General features: G+C 38.2%; 14 protein-coding genes and 1 other annotated feature. Of the genes, 1 reads left to right on the top strand and 13 read right to left on the bottom strand.

Annotated elements, in window-relative coordinates:
• Positions 1–9: 9 nt before the first annotated feature.
• A complete protein-coding gene (gene yqeH, locus PI20285_RS03435) occupies positions 10–1122 on the bottom strand; it encodes a ribosome biogenesis GTPase YqeH (RefSeq protein WP_057772487.1) in 1113 nt (370 codons plus the stop codon).
• Positions 1123–1650, bottom strand: a complete 528-nt coding sequence (locus tag PI20285_RS03430; RefSeq protein ID WP_057772485.1) for a YqeG family HAD IIIA-type phosphatase — start codon at positions 1648–1650, stop codon at positions 1123–1125.
• Positions 1651–1865: 215 nt separating this feature from the next.
• Here PI20285_RS03430 and PI20285_RS03425 point away from each other — a divergent pair, with 215 nt between their 5' ends.
• A complete protein-coding gene (locus tag PI20285_RS03425) occupies positions 1866–2813 on the top strand; it encodes an NADP-dependent oxidoreductase (RefSeq protein ID WP_057772484.1) in 948 nt (315 codons plus the stop codon).
• A gap of 111 nt (positions 2814–2924) precedes the next feature.
• Here the strand turns inward: PI20285_RS03425 and rplT are convergent, their stop codons facing one another.
• The 11 genes from rplT to PI20285_RS03370 form a co-directional block, all read right to left on the bottom strand.
• On the bottom strand, positions 2925–3281 hold the full coding sequence (gene rplT / locus PI20285_RS03420; RefSeq protein WP_057772482.1) for a 50S ribosomal protein L20: 357 nt from the start codon (positions 3279–3281) through the stop codon (positions 2925–2927).
• Between the two features lie 55 nt (positions 3282–3336).
• Positions 3337–3540, bottom strand: a complete 204-nt coding sequence (gene rpmI / locus PI20285_RS03415) for a 50S ribosomal protein L35 (protein ID WP_057772480.1) — start codon at positions 3538–3540, stop codon at positions 3337–3339.
• Between the two features lie 19 nt (positions 3541–3559).
• On the bottom strand, positions 3560–4060 hold the full coding sequence (infC, locus tag PI20285_RS03410) for a translation initiation factor IF-3 (RefSeq protein WP_057772478.1): 501 nt from the start codon (positions 4058–4060) through the stop codon (positions 3560–3562).
• 44 nt (positions 4061–4104) lie between these two features.
• Positions 4105–4226, bottom strand: a sequence feature (ribosomal protein L20 leader region).
• A gap of 45 nt (positions 4227–4271) precedes the next feature.
• Positions 4272–6245: a threonine--tRNA ligase gene (thrS, locus tag PI20285_RS03405; protein ID WP_057772477.1), complete on the bottom strand. Its 1974-nt coding sequence runs from the start codon at positions 6243–6245 to the stop codon at positions 4272–4274.
• Positions 6246–6557: 312 nt separating this feature from the next.
• Positions 6558–7484: a primosomal protein DnaI gene (dnaI, locus tag PI20285_RS03400; protein ID WP_057772474.1), complete on the bottom strand. Its 927-nt coding sequence runs from the start codon at positions 7482–7484 to the stop codon at positions 6558–6560.
• 2 nt (positions 7485–7486) lie between these two features.
• On the bottom strand, positions 7487–8890 hold the full coding sequence (locus tag PI20285_RS03395; RefSeq protein ID WP_057772472.1) for a replication initiation and membrane attachment family protein: 1404 nt from the start codon (positions 8888–8890) through the stop codon (positions 7487–7489).
• A complete protein-coding gene (gene nrdR, locus PI20285_RS03390) occupies positions 8890–9393 on the bottom strand; it encodes a transcriptional regulator NrdR (RefSeq protein WP_057772471.1) in 504 nt (167 codons plus the stop codon). The genes PI20285_RS03395 and nrdR overlap by 1 nt, the downstream gene beginning before the upstream one ends.
• 20 nt (positions 9394–9413) lie before the next feature.
• The gene (coaE, locus tag PI20285_RS03385; RefSeq protein ID WP_057772469.1) at positions 9414–10010 is read right to left on the bottom strand and encodes a dephospho-CoA kinase; all 597 of its coding nucleotides are present in this window, start codon (positions 10008–10010) and stop codon (positions 9414–9416) included.
• On the bottom strand, positions 10010–10849 hold the full coding sequence (gene mutM / locus PI20285_RS03380) for a bifunctional DNA-formamidopyrimidine glycosylase/DNA-(apurinic or apyrimidinic site) lyase (protein WP_057772467.1): 840 nt from the start codon (positions 10847–10849) through the stop codon (positions 10010–10012). Before mutM ends, coaE begins: the two co-directional genes overlap by 1 nt.
• A 23-nt stretch (positions 10850–10872) precedes the next feature.
• Complete coding sequence (polA, locus tag PI20285_RS03375; protein WP_057772466.1) at positions 10873–13536, bottom strand: DNA polymerase I; 2664 nt, start codon at positions 13534–13536, stop codon at positions 10873–10875.
• 159 nt (positions 13537–13695) lie between these two features.
• Positions 13696–14400, bottom strand: a complete 705-nt coding sequence (locus PI20285_RS03370; RefSeq protein WP_057772464.1) for a Bax inhibitor-1/YccA family protein — start codon at positions 14398–14400, stop codon at positions 13696–13698.
• Positions 14401–14422: the final 22 nt, after the last annotated feature.

The following is a 14422-nucleotide window of genomic DNA, read 5'->3' as shown; positions in this document are numbered from 1 at the left end:
CTTTCACTTTTAAACTAGGGGTTTGCGAATCACTACCGAAATTCCTTTAGGTGCCCAGACTGCAACCGTTGAATGTTCTGGAACAGTTATCCATCCCAGACCTTCAATAACAACGTCGCTTCTATTCTCTAAATGTAACTCATGTCTTTGCAGATCAGGTAATTTTTCCAGACCATCTTCGTCTGGTGGGGTTAAATAAGTTCCCACGTGATTATCATAAAATTCATCTGCATTGGCCAATTTGGTTCGATGAACCATTAAATTATTTTCGAAATACGTGCTGACTGCTCCGTGGCCTCGTAAATAATCAAAACGTGCAATTCCACCAAAGAATAGCGTTTGTTGATCGCTTAATTGAAATGTTTTAGGCTTGATCGTTTTTTGAGGTGAAACGTACTTCAAATCTTTACCAGTCAATACATGGGCCATTTGATCTTCATGGACAATTCCGGGTGTGTCGATCAACATTTTACCATCTGCAAACGGAATTTCAATTTTATCAAGCGTTGTTCCTGGAAACCGAGAAGTTGTAATTAAATCTTGTGTACCGTTATTCAAACGAATAATTTGGTTGATTAGAGTAGATTTCCCGACATTGGTAACCCCAACAACGTAGGCATTTCGTTTCTTCCGATACTTTTCGATAGTATTAAGCAACGTCTCAATTTCATCAGGTTTTTTTGCACTCGTTAAAAGGACGTCAATCGGCCGAATTCCTTGAGCATTGGCTTGTTGTTTAAGCCATTCTTTCATCCTAGAACGTTTCATGGACTTTGGAAATACATCATCTTTGTTACCAACTAATAAAATTGGATTATCACCCACAAAACGATGAATTCCGGGAATCATACTTCCATTAAAATCAAACATATCCACAACGTACACGATTAAAGCATCATCATCACGAATTTGACTTAGTAATCTTAAAAAATCATCATCGGTTAAAGAAACTGGTGCAATTTCGTTATAATGTCGTAGTCGAAAACAACGTTGACAATAAACTTCACCCTTTTCCAGCCCTTTATCTAATGCGCCTTGAGGTGTGTACCCCGTTCCGTCTTTTTCTGTTGTTTGGATTTTTGCGCCACAACCAATACAATAAACTTCTTCAGCTTCATCCATTTATTTAATTTCCTCCTGCCAGTCCGTGCCTGGGTATTTTTGAACGAGTCTTTTTTTTATAAAAAATTCAAAAAAGCGATTTATCTTTGTGTTCCAAGCATCTGAATCTAGCAACGGCTTCACTAGAATGCTTCTTGTTCCTGTTATGTTTGCAGCTAAAATATCAGTTATAAGTTGATCTCCTACCATCACAACCTGATCGGTATTAAGATTTAGTTTTTTTAAAGCCCGGCGAATACCATATCCAAAAGGCTTCAGTGAACGTGAAACGAATGGTAGCTCAATGTGGCTCAGTGCCCGTTTAACGCGAGCGTGACTATTATTAGAGACAACGACAACTGGAATTTCAGCAGCCTCCATTTCAGCAATCCACCGTTTCAGTTCAACGGTTCCTTCTGGATTATCCCAGGCAATTAATGTATTGTCTAAATCCGTAAGAACCGCCTTAATTCCAGCTCTCTTTAGCTCTTCTGGAGTTAGACTATAAATTCTTTTTACCTGCCAAGTTGGCTTAAACTTTTCAATCATGCTTCTCTCCTTAAAACACACTATCACACCATTATAGTTGATTTTCACTTTTTTTGCATTTAAACTTATTCAAAACAGATATTGAATTTTTTTACTTTAGATTTAAAACTGACTCACCACAAGCCGTTTAATTAAAAAAATGGCCCGTAATAGGTTACCATAACTGTATATCGAATTCATATACTAGCTAAAACATATTAAAAAGGAGGTCTCTTATGCAAGCATTTGGTTTTAAAAAATTTGGTGATCCTAATGTCTTCGAGGAACTTACAATTGCAAAACCTGCCTTAAAGAAAGGCCGCGTCCTTGTTCAAACCTCAGCATTCGGCATAAATCCTTTCGACAGTAAATTACGTCAGGGGTTAGTCTCTTTTAAAAAGCCAACGGAATTCCCATTAATTCCCGGAAATGATGTTGCAGGTACAATCATCGACCTGGCCCCTGATGTCACAGAGTTTCAGATAGGCGATTCAGTGATTGGCCGAACCGTTAATGGTGCATATGCTGAAATTGTATCAGTGCCTCACTTAAAACTAGTCCATAAGCCTGACGGAATTTCATTTACCAAAGCTGCCGGAATTCCGAATGCTGGTGTAACCGCCTATGATCTGCTAAAAAGTGCCCTTCAGCTAGAAAACGTTACATCCATCCTAGTGTTGGGTGGCTCAGGCGCTGTGGGCTCATTTGTGATTCAAATTGCGAAAGCGATGGGGTTATTTGTGGCGGCCACTGCAGCTTCCAAAAATGCCGGCTTCGTAAAAGGACTGGGTGTGGATCTTTTTATACCGACCAATCAATTAGCAAAAAGAAATTTTTTGGATGATGCTCCGGTTGATGTTTTAATTAACGCAACTCCCACTCCTTTCGATGGTAAAGACACTTACCGATGGTTAAAATCAAATGGACAGTTAGCAACGTTAAGTGGACTATCTAGTGGCTTTCAATCACAGCACGCCGAACAAACCATAATTGATTTTAATGATGCAAAATACCACCAAAATAAAAAGGCATTAACTTATTTAACTGAGTTAATTACTCACAATCAGCTCGAAGTCCCTGTGGCGCAAGCTTTTTCCTTCTCACTTGAGGGGGTCATTAAAGCTCAAACATTGCTAGATACTCACCATAAACCAGGCAAAATTATTGTTACTAAAGAAATTTAAAATAAAAGCAGGCTTAATACCTTAATAGTTGGCATCAAATCTGCTCCATAAAAAATCCCCGCATTGCAAAGTATTTCAAATTGAAATAACTTTACAATCCGAGGATTTTTATTATGCGATCGCTTTTTTTGCTGTTTCTACTAATGCTGTAAATGCTGCAGCATCGTTAACTGCAAGATCAGCTAACATCTTACGGTTAATATCGATTTCAGCAACCTTCAAACCGTGCATTAATTGGCTGTAACTCATATCATTCAAACGAGCTGCCGCATTAATACGGGCGATCCAAATCTTACGGAAGTCTCCCTTACGGTTACGACGGTCACGGAATGCATACAAACCTGACTTCATAACTTGGTCTTTAGCAACCTTAAAGTTAGTATGTTTTGGTCCGCGATAGCCTTTAGCAAGCTTTAAAATACGTTTACGACGACGATGTGTTACTGTTCCACCCTTTACTCGTGGCATAATAATTCCTCCTAGAACTGGTCACCCAGCATGATATTCTTTTAAATTAATTAAATTACTTGTTGATTGGAGCTAGCATCTTACGATAACGTTTAACGCTCGTATGATCCATCATGCTTAATCCACGTAATTGACGACGTTGTTTCTTTGTCTTTCCATGGAATCGGTGACTCGTGTAAGCGTTGGCACTCTTAAAACCACCAGTACCGGTCCGTTTAAAACGCTTTGCTGCTGCACGATTTGTCTTCATTTTTGGCATAATATGTTCCTCCTACTTTTTACTTTTCTGAAATTGGCGCCAGCATCAAGAACATGCTTCGTCCATCCATCTTAGGATATTGTTCGATCGTAGCCACATCAGATGCTGCTTTAGCCATCCGATTTAACACTTCACGACCAATTTCCTTATGCGTAATTGCACGGCCCTTAAAACGAATTGAAACTCGGACTTTATCACCTTTTGCTAGGAACTTTTTAGCGTTCTTAAGCTTAGTATTAAAATCATTTGTATCAATTGTAGGGCTAAGACGAACTTCTTTGATACTGATTGTCTTTTGTCGTTTACGAGCTTCACGTTGTTTCTTTTGAAGTTCAAAACGATATTTTCCATAATCCATGATCTTGGCAACAGGCGGTTTAGCTTTCGGGGAAACTAATACCAAATCAAGTTCTGCTTGATCCGCTAAATCTAAAGCTTCCTGTTTCGACTTTACACCCAATTGAGTGCCATCATCACCAATTAATCGTACTTCACGGGCACGAATACCGTTGTTAACCATCATATCAATAGCTATGGCAATTCACCTCCAAATTATTTTAAGAAAAATGCAGAAAAAGACGAGGTGCATACACACCCCGCCAGTCAGACTATTAAATAGTCTTTTCATCGTTTTAGCCCAGCGATTCAATCACTAAGGCGAGAAGCGGGTGCCTCTGCTTAATTTCTCAACTTTTTAAGTTTACCAGAAACAGCCTACCCTGTCAAACTGTTTACTTGATTAACTCATCATTTTTAGAAGAGTCTCCAGTGCGACTATAATTCTGAATTTCAGCGATCAAACTATCAATAAACATATTGTTGTTTTCACTTTCAGAATCCTTTTCGCCGTACTTACGAACACTAACGGAGCCGTTCTCTAATTCTTGATCTCCTACTACTAATACATAAGGAACTTTTTGTGTTTGAGCTTCACGGATTTTGTAACCCATTTTTTCATTACGATCATCCACATTAACCCGAATATTTTTAGCAGCCATCTTTTGACGAAGTTTTTCTGCATATGCACCATGGAACTTCTGATTAACAGGAATAATTGTAACTTGCTTTGGAGCCAACCATGTTGGGAAAGCACCTTTGTAAATTTCTGTTAAATAAGCTGTAAAACGTTCCATTGTAGATACAAGACCACGGTGAATCATGACTGGACGATGATCTTCACCATCGGCACCAACATAATGTAAATCAAATCTTTCAGGCAACATAAAGTCTAGTTGAATAGTCGAAAGTGTTTCTTCATTTCCAAGTGCAGTCTTTGTTTGAACATCTAATTTAGGACCGTAAAATGCTGCTTCCCCTTCAGCTTCAACATAGTTAAGACCAAGATCATCCATAGCTGCCTTCAACATTGCTTGAGACTTGTTCCACATTTCATCATCATCGAAATACTTCTTTGTATTTTTAGGATCACGATAACTCAAACGGAACGTGTAGTCAGTAATATCAAAATCATCGTAAACTTCAACCATTAATTTAAGAATACTCTTAAACTCATCTTGAATTTGGTCAGGCGTTACAAATGTATGTCCGTCATTTAAAGTCATTTCACGAACCCGTTGTAAGCCAGATAGAGCACCCGATTTTTCATAACGGTGCATCATCCCTAATTCCGCAATCCGGATTGGTAATTCACGATAAGAACGAATATGGTGCTTATAAACTTGAATATGTGAAGGACAATTCATTGGACGTAATTCCAACATTTCGCCATCGCCCATATCCATTGGTGGAAACATGTCTTCACGATAATGTTCCCAATGACCGGAAGTTTTATAAGCATCCAAGTTCATTAAAACTGGTGTGTAGACATGTTGATACCCGTTAGCAACTTCCTTGTCGATGATGTACCGTTCAATTGTCCGCCGAATTGTAGCACCGTTTGGCATCCAGTAAGGAAGACCAGCACCCACTTTAGGATCAACGAAGAACAGATCCAAGTTGTTTCCAATAACACGGTGATCACGATCATGTGCCTCTTGTTGGCGTACTAATTCAGCATCCAACTCCTTTTGCTTGAAAAAGGCCGTTCCATAAACCCTTTGTAACATTGGGTTACTTGACTTACCTTCCCAATAAGCACCGGCAACTGATAACAATTTGAAGACCTTAACATCTTTTGTATTTTCTAAGACTACTTCGTCACTCAATACTGTCATGTCAGCAATCTTGTAGACACTGACTTTGCCATTTTTAGCATTGGCATGGGCTAATTTTGCCTGGTAAGGATCGCCATCCACAATTTTAAGGGCATCACTTTCAGAAATCCACTCTTGTTTAAGCGGTAATTGTTTTTTGATCAATTCTGCCATTTTATCTTCAATGGCTGGTAAACTATCCACACTGATTTGTTCAGCACCATTATCAGTATCACAGTAAAAACCATGTTCGCTATTTCCTTTTGTCCCAAAATGAATGTCTGGATAGATTGATTGAACAGCTGCTTCTAAAACAACTGCGGCAGTATTCCACATAACTTGTAATCCAGTTTCAGAATCTTTTGTCACAATTTCAAGCTTGTCGTTCTCACTTAAAATTTGATCTAAAGAAACAATTTGATCATTTACTTTTCCAGCAACTGCTTTTTTTGCCAAGCTAGTACTAATCGCCTTTGCAACCTCTAAAACACTTGATCCGTTTTCTACAGATCGTTTTGCACCATCTGCTAATGTAATTTCCATATCTGCCATGTTTTTTCTCTTCTTTCTAATTTTTTGTATAAAAAAATCCCGAATACAATCTAATGTATTCGGGACGTTATTAACGCGGTTCCACCCAAAATTACAGATTACTCTGCATCTCATGGGTTCGATAACGGGAACAATCCGTCCTGACATTTCCATCAGGCTCAGAAAAGTGGTAATCGTTAGTGTTCATTAGGTAGCTTCCAGCTATAGCTACCATTCCCTGAAATGATGCAACTAACAATCGTGTCTTCTCTTTGATTTCAAAACTAATTAAACCACACTCTGAGAAAAAGTCAATAACTTCTCATCAATCTTTTATTTTTGGCGACGATTTACACCCACCATGGTAACTTCTGTAGCCAAAAACTTAATTCGTTCCATTAGGCGCTTTGCTTTTAACGGTTCCGACTCACCGCGCTGGTTAATCTGTAAATGTTCTGTTTCTAATTGGGGCATCGAAAAATTAGAACTAAAAAATGTGGGTAATTCATTTTGCATACGATATTCTAAAATAACACCCAGCACTTCATCTCGAACCCAACTAGACATCGCATCCGCCCCCACGTCATCTAACATCAAAATAGGTGCTTTTTTTACAAGATTTAATTTTTCGGCCAAATTATTTTCGCCAATGGCATTTTTCATTTCAACTGCAAAACTTGGAAAATGAACCAAGGTAGATTCATATCCTTGCGTAGCTAATTCGTTAGCAATTGCGCCTAAAAGATAGGTCTTTCCCACTCCAAAACTACCTGTTAAATAAAGACCTTTGTGAAATTGATGGGGGTCTTTTTCATAAGCTTGAATAAAATTCAAGGCAGCCGTTAACGCAGTCTGACGATCCTGATCCGGAAAAAAATCGTCAAAACGAGCCCGTCTGATCATTTTTGGCATATTAACAGCCTTAACACGCATATTAAAAGCACGTTGTTTTTCGTTTGCTAATAACTTTTTGCTGGGTTGATAAGACACCTCAATCATATGATTATTTACAATCAAAATTGGCTGATATCCGGGCATTAAGGTTGGCTCATTACGATTATATTTATCACGTTCTTGAACATATTCATAAAGTTTTGACGCAGAACGAGCTACACCATCAGTAGATAACTCATTTTTATGTTCTTCACAAAATTTGAGAACATCTGCATCTTCGTAAACCGGAGTCATTAGGTCCTGAAATTTCGTGTCTAATTGACGTTTACTCATGAGTTCTTTTAAAACTTCACGTATATTTTCCATGGCTAATTTTCCTCCTTATTCTGTTTACGCATTTCTTTCAAACGCCGCTGCAAAAGTTCTTGATCACTCTTTTTAATTGGGGTCGTTTTAACAGTTGGTGTATCATTTTTTGCCCAATCTGGTAATGTTTCTTTTTCAATAACTTTTCGTGAACTTACTCTTGGCTTACGAGCACTATTTTTTTCAGTAGCAAAACTTTTAATTTGTAGAATAGCATCTTCAGGCGTTGAAACGTGTGCCCGACTCCAGCTGTTCACCACCGTATCCACTAATTTTCCAGGGAGCGTTGTGACGCCCCGGTCAATAACAATGTATGAGAGCAAAATATTTATAACACTCACTGGAAATAAATTCCGATCAATTAAATCTTTAAGTATTTGTTTTTCACCGTACGTGACATAGCCACCATGGATAGCCACCTTCAGATTTTCCAAATAAGTTGCCGGTGCATAGGACTTAGCCGCTTTAATCAGCTGCTTGTCTTCTGACGTCAACTTGTTTTCGTCTGTCTTCGAGCTTTCTACTGGTTTAGTTTCTGTACTTGAAGGACTCGCCGCATAAGCTTGTTTATGGGCCGTTTGGCTAGTAAAGCTTTTAGAAATCTGTTGTTGTAATTTCTTGGTGTTTAACTGATTGGTCACTAAATCCGTTGCTTGACCAATTTGACGGCTCATTTCAACTTCGTCAATTCCATACAAAAGGTGTTCACTCAAGATTAGTCGTTGGGCTTGATTAACAGACTCCCACTTGGTAAAACCATGACTCAGAAGGTCTTTTAATAATTTAAAATCAAAATCATTGTTTTCAACCTTGATTAGTTGATCCTCCGTTTGTGATTTGGCCTGCTTAAATTCTGCTTGAGTCTCACGAATTAAGAAATTAGGTTCTTTAATCGTGTTATCTGAAATGTGAAAAGCAGTCAAAAAATCAGTTGAAACATCTTTTAGATTTTTTTTATCAACTTGCGTTAGTTTAAACTGTGCAGCAAGTTCTTTAAACCGATTTTCACCAATGGCTTCAAGAAGCAAGCTGCTCAGCAAATCATCCTTAAAAAACGCGTCTGGTGATATAGGTCTGATCAATTGATACACAAAATAACGGCCAAGGTTATCTTGTCCTTCAAAAGATTTAAGTAATCCGATTCCCTCCAACTTTTGTCGACTCAAGTAGAAATTGGGTAAATCACAATTCAGAATATCAAATAATTCTAAATGCGACTTTCTCTCTGAACGAATGGTTGTCGGACTCATTTCGGTCCAAAGCGTCAAAAATAAGCTAAACGCCTTAGCTCCAATAATCGGTTGGTATAAAAAAGTAAGGACTTTTTGATCAAAATCGCTCAAATAGTCCCTTTGAGTAACTAAAAAACCATCTTTGGGGCTTAAATTAGCCCATCCCTCATTCATTATGACTCGCCACCATCATCTTTTTTGGAAGTTTTCTTTTTAGTCGCTTTGTCTTTTGCCATCATATCTTTCAATTCTGACATAAATACATTCATATCCTTAAATTGACGGTAGACACTGGCAAAACGAATATAAGCAATTTCATCGACTTTGGCCAGTAAGTTCATGACATACTCACCAATGATTTGGCTAGAAACTTCATTTTCGCCTAGGGCCCGAATTTTGTTTTCAACTTCATCCACAATTTTGGACATTTCGTCCATACCAACTGGCCGTTTTTCAGCAGAACGAATAAGCCCGCGGAGTAGTTTTTCTCGATTAAACTCTTCTCGTGTCCCGTTTTTCTTAATCACCAACAAAGGTGATGCTTCAATTCTTTCAAACGTTGTAAATCTAAAACCGCATGCTTCACATTCTCTTCTGCGGCGGATCACACGCCCATCATCTGTTGGACGACTATCCACCACTCGAGAACCATTGTGATGACAATGTGGACATCTCATGGGCACTCTACCTCCACTTACTAACGTAACTTACTATTGTCAAGCCATTTTACCACTTGCTGACGTGTTTCTTCAATAGACCCACTGTTATCAATCACAATATCAGCGAAACTAATTTTCTTTTCTAAGGACCACTGCGCCGTTATTCGCTGTTCAGCTTCTTTTTTAGAAAAGCCATCACGGCGGATTAAACGCTCCCGTTGAACGTTGGCATCACTCACAACAACCATAATTTGATCCACAAACTTCTGATATCCTTGTTCTAAGAGCAGTGGCGCGTCCAAAACAATTAATTTTGTCGACTCTTTTTTTTCTGCTTTTAATGTTTGTAGAATTTTCGTTCTAATTGCCGGTTGCATCACCGCATTAAGTTTTTGTAATTGCACAGAGCTTCCAAAAACAATTTTTCCTAACCGGTTTCGATTTAGCTTAGCACCATCAAAAATTGCATCCCCGAAAATTATCCGCAATTGGTCAGCAACTATAGTCCCTGGCTGCACAATCTCACGAGCAATCTGGTCTGCGTCAACGACTGGATACCCTAGTTTTTTTAAATAACTGCTAACCGTTGACTTCCCTGTAGCAATGCCACCAGTTAATCCTAAGATAACTGTCATTAACCTTTAACCTCAATTAATTTCTGACAAAACGGACAAAAATGAGTCCCCCGTTGAGCCACTTTAATCCGCTCAATCGCTGTACCACATCGTTCACAAGGTTTTCCAGTTCTTTGATAAACATGTAATTGATTTTGAAAACTTCCTGCATGTCCACTAGCATCCAGATATGAAAAAACGGTGGTCCCCTTTGCTTGAATCGCTAAGTTAAGTTCTTCAAAAATTTTCTCTCTTAGTGTAATAATCTTGCTAAGTGGAACGGTATTCGTAGGCTGTAACGGGTGAATTTTTGCTAACCAAAGGACCTCGTCACAATAAATATTGCCTAGTCCAGCAATCATATTTTGATCCAACAAAAACGATTTAATGGATTTATGATGTTTTTTCATCGTTTCCGCCATGTATTCAACACTTAGCGTTTCCGGGGTTGGTTCCGGCCCAATTGTTTTCAGACCAGCAACAGTAAATTCTTCGCCCGTTGGTACTAGAACCATACGCCCAAATTTTCTTGTATCGTTATAGCGTAACTCTGAACCATCTGTAAACTCAAAAACCACATGATCATGTTTGTTTAACGGCATTTCATGTGAATGAACAGAATACTTTCCTTCCATCCGTAAATGCGACACCATAGATTGTTGATCACTAAAGTGGAAAAGAAGATATTTTCCACGGCGATCAATTCCTTGAATTATTTGGCCAGTTAAGGCTTTGGTAAATTCGGTTACATTTGGTAAAACCATTTTTGGATAGTAAATATCAATTTTTTTAATTTTTTTACCGACAACTAGGGCATCTAATCCACGTTTTACCGTTTCAACTTCTGGTAATTCAGGCATAATAATTCCTTCTTATTCATTTGTTATTTAGCGTTATACCAGCTTTTGCCAAACGCGCTCTCTACTTTCAGAGGGACGTCTAATTTCACTGCAGAATCCATGATACTTGGCACTAGATCCTTAACTAACGCCAATTCATCATCAGGCACTTCAAAGATCAGTTCATCATGAACCTGTAGCAACATTTCGGTTTTTAACTGTCGCTTCTCTAACTCATCTTGCATTTGAATCATTGCAATTTTAATAATATCAGCAGCACTACCTTGAATCGGCGTGTTCATAGCCGTTCTCTCAGCAAACGAACGTTGATTATGATTGCTAGAGTTAATGTCTGGTAAATAACGACGTCGGTGCGCAATCGTTTCTACATAGCCTTGCTTTCTAGCTGTTTCAACGATTTGATCCATAAATGCTTTAACCCCTGGATATTCCTGGAAGTAAGTATCAATAAAGGTTTTAGCTTGCTTTCGTGAAATACCAATATTTTGCGATAAACCATAATCGCTAATTCCATACACGATCCCAAAATTAACAGCTTTTGCTTGGCGCCGAATATTCGGTGTCACTTCGGATGCATCCTTTAAACCAAAAATTCGGACCGCAGTACTAGCATGAATATCTTCCCCATTTTTAAATGCCGCCTGCATATTTTTGTCACCAGTAATGTGTGCTAAAACCCGTAATTCAATTTGGGAATAATCGGACGAAAAGATTTGCGCATTATCTGCACTCGGAACAAATGCCTGTCGAATTTTACGACCTTCCTCTAAGCGGATCGGAATGTTTTGCAAATTAGGATCAATTGAAGATAAACGACCTGTTTGCGTCAAGGTTTGGAGATAGGTTGTGTGCACTTTTTGATCTGAAGAATGAACAACTTTCAATAATCCCTTTACGTAAGTTGATTGAATTTTTGAGATTTGTCGGTAAATTAAAATATTATCAATAATTGGGGCTTGTCCTCTTAAACCTTCCAAAACGCTAACTGCGGTTGAATAGCCTGTTTTCGTTTTTTTAGAACTTGGCAGTCCTAATTTTTCAAATAAAATTGAGCCAAGTTGTTTAGTAGATTTAATATTGAATTCTTCGCCGGCTTCATTGTAGATGGTTTGTTCAATTTCAGTCAGTCGTTCTGTGAATTCACTTTCCATCTGTTCCAAACGATTGGTATCTACGCGAACGCCCGCAATTTCCATTTTGGAAAGGACTAAAGCAATTGGTAACTCGATATCGGTATACAATTTGATTTGTTCGTTTTGTTCAAGCTCACTTTTTAGCTGCGGTACCAACTGCTGAATAGCCCGAAGCTTGGCTGCTAAATGTGTTAAAAATTCTGCATCGTCATCTGGAATATGACGTTTCACACCAGTTCCATAAACCTCTTCGTCTGTCTTAATATCTTGATACCCATGGCGATGAGCTAAAGCACCAAGATCGTTAGAATTATCATTGGTATCTAACAAGTACGATTCCAAAAGAATATCATTTTTCCCGTTTGTGAAGGATACCCCCAGGCGGTTCAATCCCACATAGGTCCTTTTAAGATCGAAGACACTTATTTGGTTGTTTGAATCCGTGAAAAGTTTTTTAAATATGGCCGTAGTTAATAAATCAACATTTCTAGAAACAAACCACTTATCTTCACGACCAATTCCGAATCCCACTAAATCTGACACATGATAATTTTTTTCGGGCATCTCCAAATAAAAAGCCATCTCACCCTTTAATTTAGCCACCTCATTCAAGTTATCTGTAGTTAGTTCTGTAAAAGCGATTTTTTTCATAGTCTGTGGGGCTTCAAAACCTTCAGTTGAACGAATTTGTTTCAAAAAAGATTGAAAATTCATCCGTTCGTAAAAATCCACTAAAGTTGCGGGGTTTTTACCTGAATATGCCAAATCCGCCAACGAAATCGCAATTGGTGCTTCACGATTAATTGTAGCCAGTTTCTTGCTTAAAAAGGCATTATCACGGTCTTCGATTAAATGTTCCTTCATTTTGGAAGCTTTTAATTCATCGATGTGTTCGTAAACACCTTCAACAGAATCGTACTGTTGTAATAATTTAATGGCCGTTTTTTCGCCAACTTTGGTAACTCCGGGATAATTGTCTGATGTATCACCAGCCAATCCTTTCATATCAATAATTTGCGCTGGTGTTAACCCAAGCTTTTCTTGCACATGCTCCGGCGTATAGTGCTCAACTTCACTAACTCCCTTCACAGTTACAGAAACAGTTGTTTTTTCACTAGATAATTGGGTTAAGTCCCGATCTCCGGTTACAATCGTAACTTCATACCCAGCCGTTTCCGCTTCTTTTGAGAGGGTTCCGATAATGTCATCCGCTTCATAATTAGCTAGTTCATAAGATTTAATGCCATAAGCCTTTAGCAACTCACGCAAATAAGGCATTTGTTCGGAAAGTTCGGGTGGAGTTTTGGAACGTCCACCTTTATAGTTATCAAACATTTCGGTTCGAAAAGTTGTTTTCCCAGCATCAAATGCCACCAACGCATCTGTGGGCTTAACAATCTCCAAAATGTGATCAAGCATTTTGTTAAATCCATATATTGCATTTGTATGTAACCCATCTTGATTTGTAAATTTACTTAGCGCGTTATGGAGCGCAAAAAAGGCTCTGAACGCCACACTATTTCCATCGATTAAAAGTAATTTTTTTCGGGTCATATTTTTCTCCTTAGTAGTCATACCTCTATTCTAACAAACTAGCTTGTCTTATTATACTAATGGTTCCTCAATTTTTTTGAAAGCTTTTGGAAATTCATTCAAAATAAAAACGGCTAATTTCCTCTTTCGAGTTAATTAGTCGTTTTTTTATAAATTCGATTAGTCTCGACTGCCACCAAAGCCGCCGAAAATTTGTAATAAAAACTGGAACAAATTCAAGAAATCCAAATATAAGGTCAAGGATCCCTGAATGGCCAATCCTGTCATCGAAACTTGATCGCCATATTGTAAATACAACTGTTTCATTTTATTCGTATCAGTCATTGATAATCCTGCAAAGATAACAACCCCGACAAATGAGAATAAGTAGCTAATTACAGCACTTCTTAGAAAGATATTAATGAACATAACTACCAGTAGGGCAATCAATGCAGCAAAAAGCTGATTGCCAACTTTGCTCATATCTTTATGGGTTGTAGCCCCAATTAAGGACATCGATATAAATGTGATCGACGCCGAAACAAATGCGGAAGTAATCGTAGGTAAGCTAAACGTTAAGAAAATAAACGAAAACTCTAATCCGAAGAATAGGGAAAAGAGTGTTAAAATCGTGAAACTCATCCCCGCACTTTGCATTGCTTTCCCAGTTGCAGCGGAACTAAAAATCATCAATCCAATTAAGACGAATAAAAATATGAAAGGATGATCATTAAGAATTGGCATAATCTGAGCGCTAAATGTCACACCGCTAAGATAAGCAACAACGGCAGACAAAGCCACTGCATATCCCATAAATCCGTACATTCTCGTCATAAAACTACTGAGACCTACTTCAGTATTAACCAGGTTTCGTGGTTCTTGCATACCTAATTCCCTCTTTCTTTTA

This window comes from Pediococcus inopinatus, assembly GCF_002982135.1.
GTDB classification, from domain to species: Bacteria; Bacillota; Bacilli; order Lactobacillales; family Lactobacillaceae; genus Pediococcus; species Pediococcus inopinatus.
The sequence above is the reverse complement of the archived record's forward strand: the minus strand, read 5'-3'. Positions and strand labels throughout refer to the sequence as shown.

What these genes read in the sequence shown, in the direction of transcription:
- yqeH (WP_057772487.1), bottom strand. Translation starts at nt 1,122, where the DNA reads ATGGATGAAGCTGAAGAAGTTTATTGTATTGGTTGTGGCGCAAAAATC.
- PI20285_RS03430 (WP_057772485.1), bottom strand. Translation starts at nt 1,650, where the DNA reads ATGATTGAAAAGTTTAAGCCAACTTGGCAGGTAAAAAGAATTTATAGT.
- PI20285_RS03425 (WP_057772484.1), top strand. Translation starts at nt 1,866, where the DNA reads ATGCAAGCATTTGGTTTTAAAAAATTTGGTGATCCTAATGTCTTCGAG.
- rplT (WP_057772482.1), bottom strand. Translation starts at nt 3,281, where the DNA reads ATGCCACGAGTAAAGGGTGGAACAGTAACACATCGTCGTCGTAAACGT.
- rpmI (WP_057772480.1), bottom strand. Translation starts at nt 3,540, where the DNA reads ATGCCAAAAATGAAGACAAATCGTGCAGCAGCAAAGCGTTTTAAACGG.
- infC (WP_057772478.1), bottom strand. Translation starts at nt 4,060, where the DNA reads ATGGTTAACAACGGTATTCGTGCCCGTGAAGTACGATTAATTGGTGAT.
- thrS (WP_057772477.1), bottom strand. Translation starts at nt 6,245, where the DNA reads ATGGCAGATATGGAAATTACATTAGCAGATGGTGCAAAACGATCTGTA.
- dnaI (WP_057772474.1), bottom strand. Translation starts at nt 7,484, where the DNA reads ATGGAAAATATACGTGAAGTTTTAAAAGAACTCATGAGTAAACGTCAA.
- PI20285_RS03395 (WP_057772472.1), bottom strand. Translation starts at nt 8,890, where the DNA reads ATGAATGAGGGATGGGCTAATTTAAGCCCCAAAGATGGTTTTTTAGTT.
- nrdR (WP_057772471.1), bottom strand. Translation starts at nt 9,393, where the DNA reads ATGAGATGTCCACATTGTCATCACAATGGTTCTCGAGTGGTGGATAGT.
- coaE (WP_057772469.1), bottom strand. Translation starts at nt 10,010, where the DNA reads ATGACAGTTATCTTAGGATTAACTGGTGGCATTGCTACAGGGAAGTCA.
- mutM (WP_057772467.1), bottom strand. Translation starts at nt 10,849, where the DNA reads ATGCCTGAATTACCAGAAGTTGAAACGGTAAAACGTGGATTAGATGCC.
- polA (WP_057772466.1), bottom strand. Translation starts at nt 13,536, where the DNA reads ATGACCCGAAAAAAATTACTTTTAATCGATGGAAATAGTGTGGCGTTC.
- PI20285_RS03370 (WP_057772464.1), bottom strand. Translation starts at nt 14,400, where the DNA reads ATGCAAGAACCACGAAACCTGGTTAATACTGAAGTAGGTCTCAGTAGT.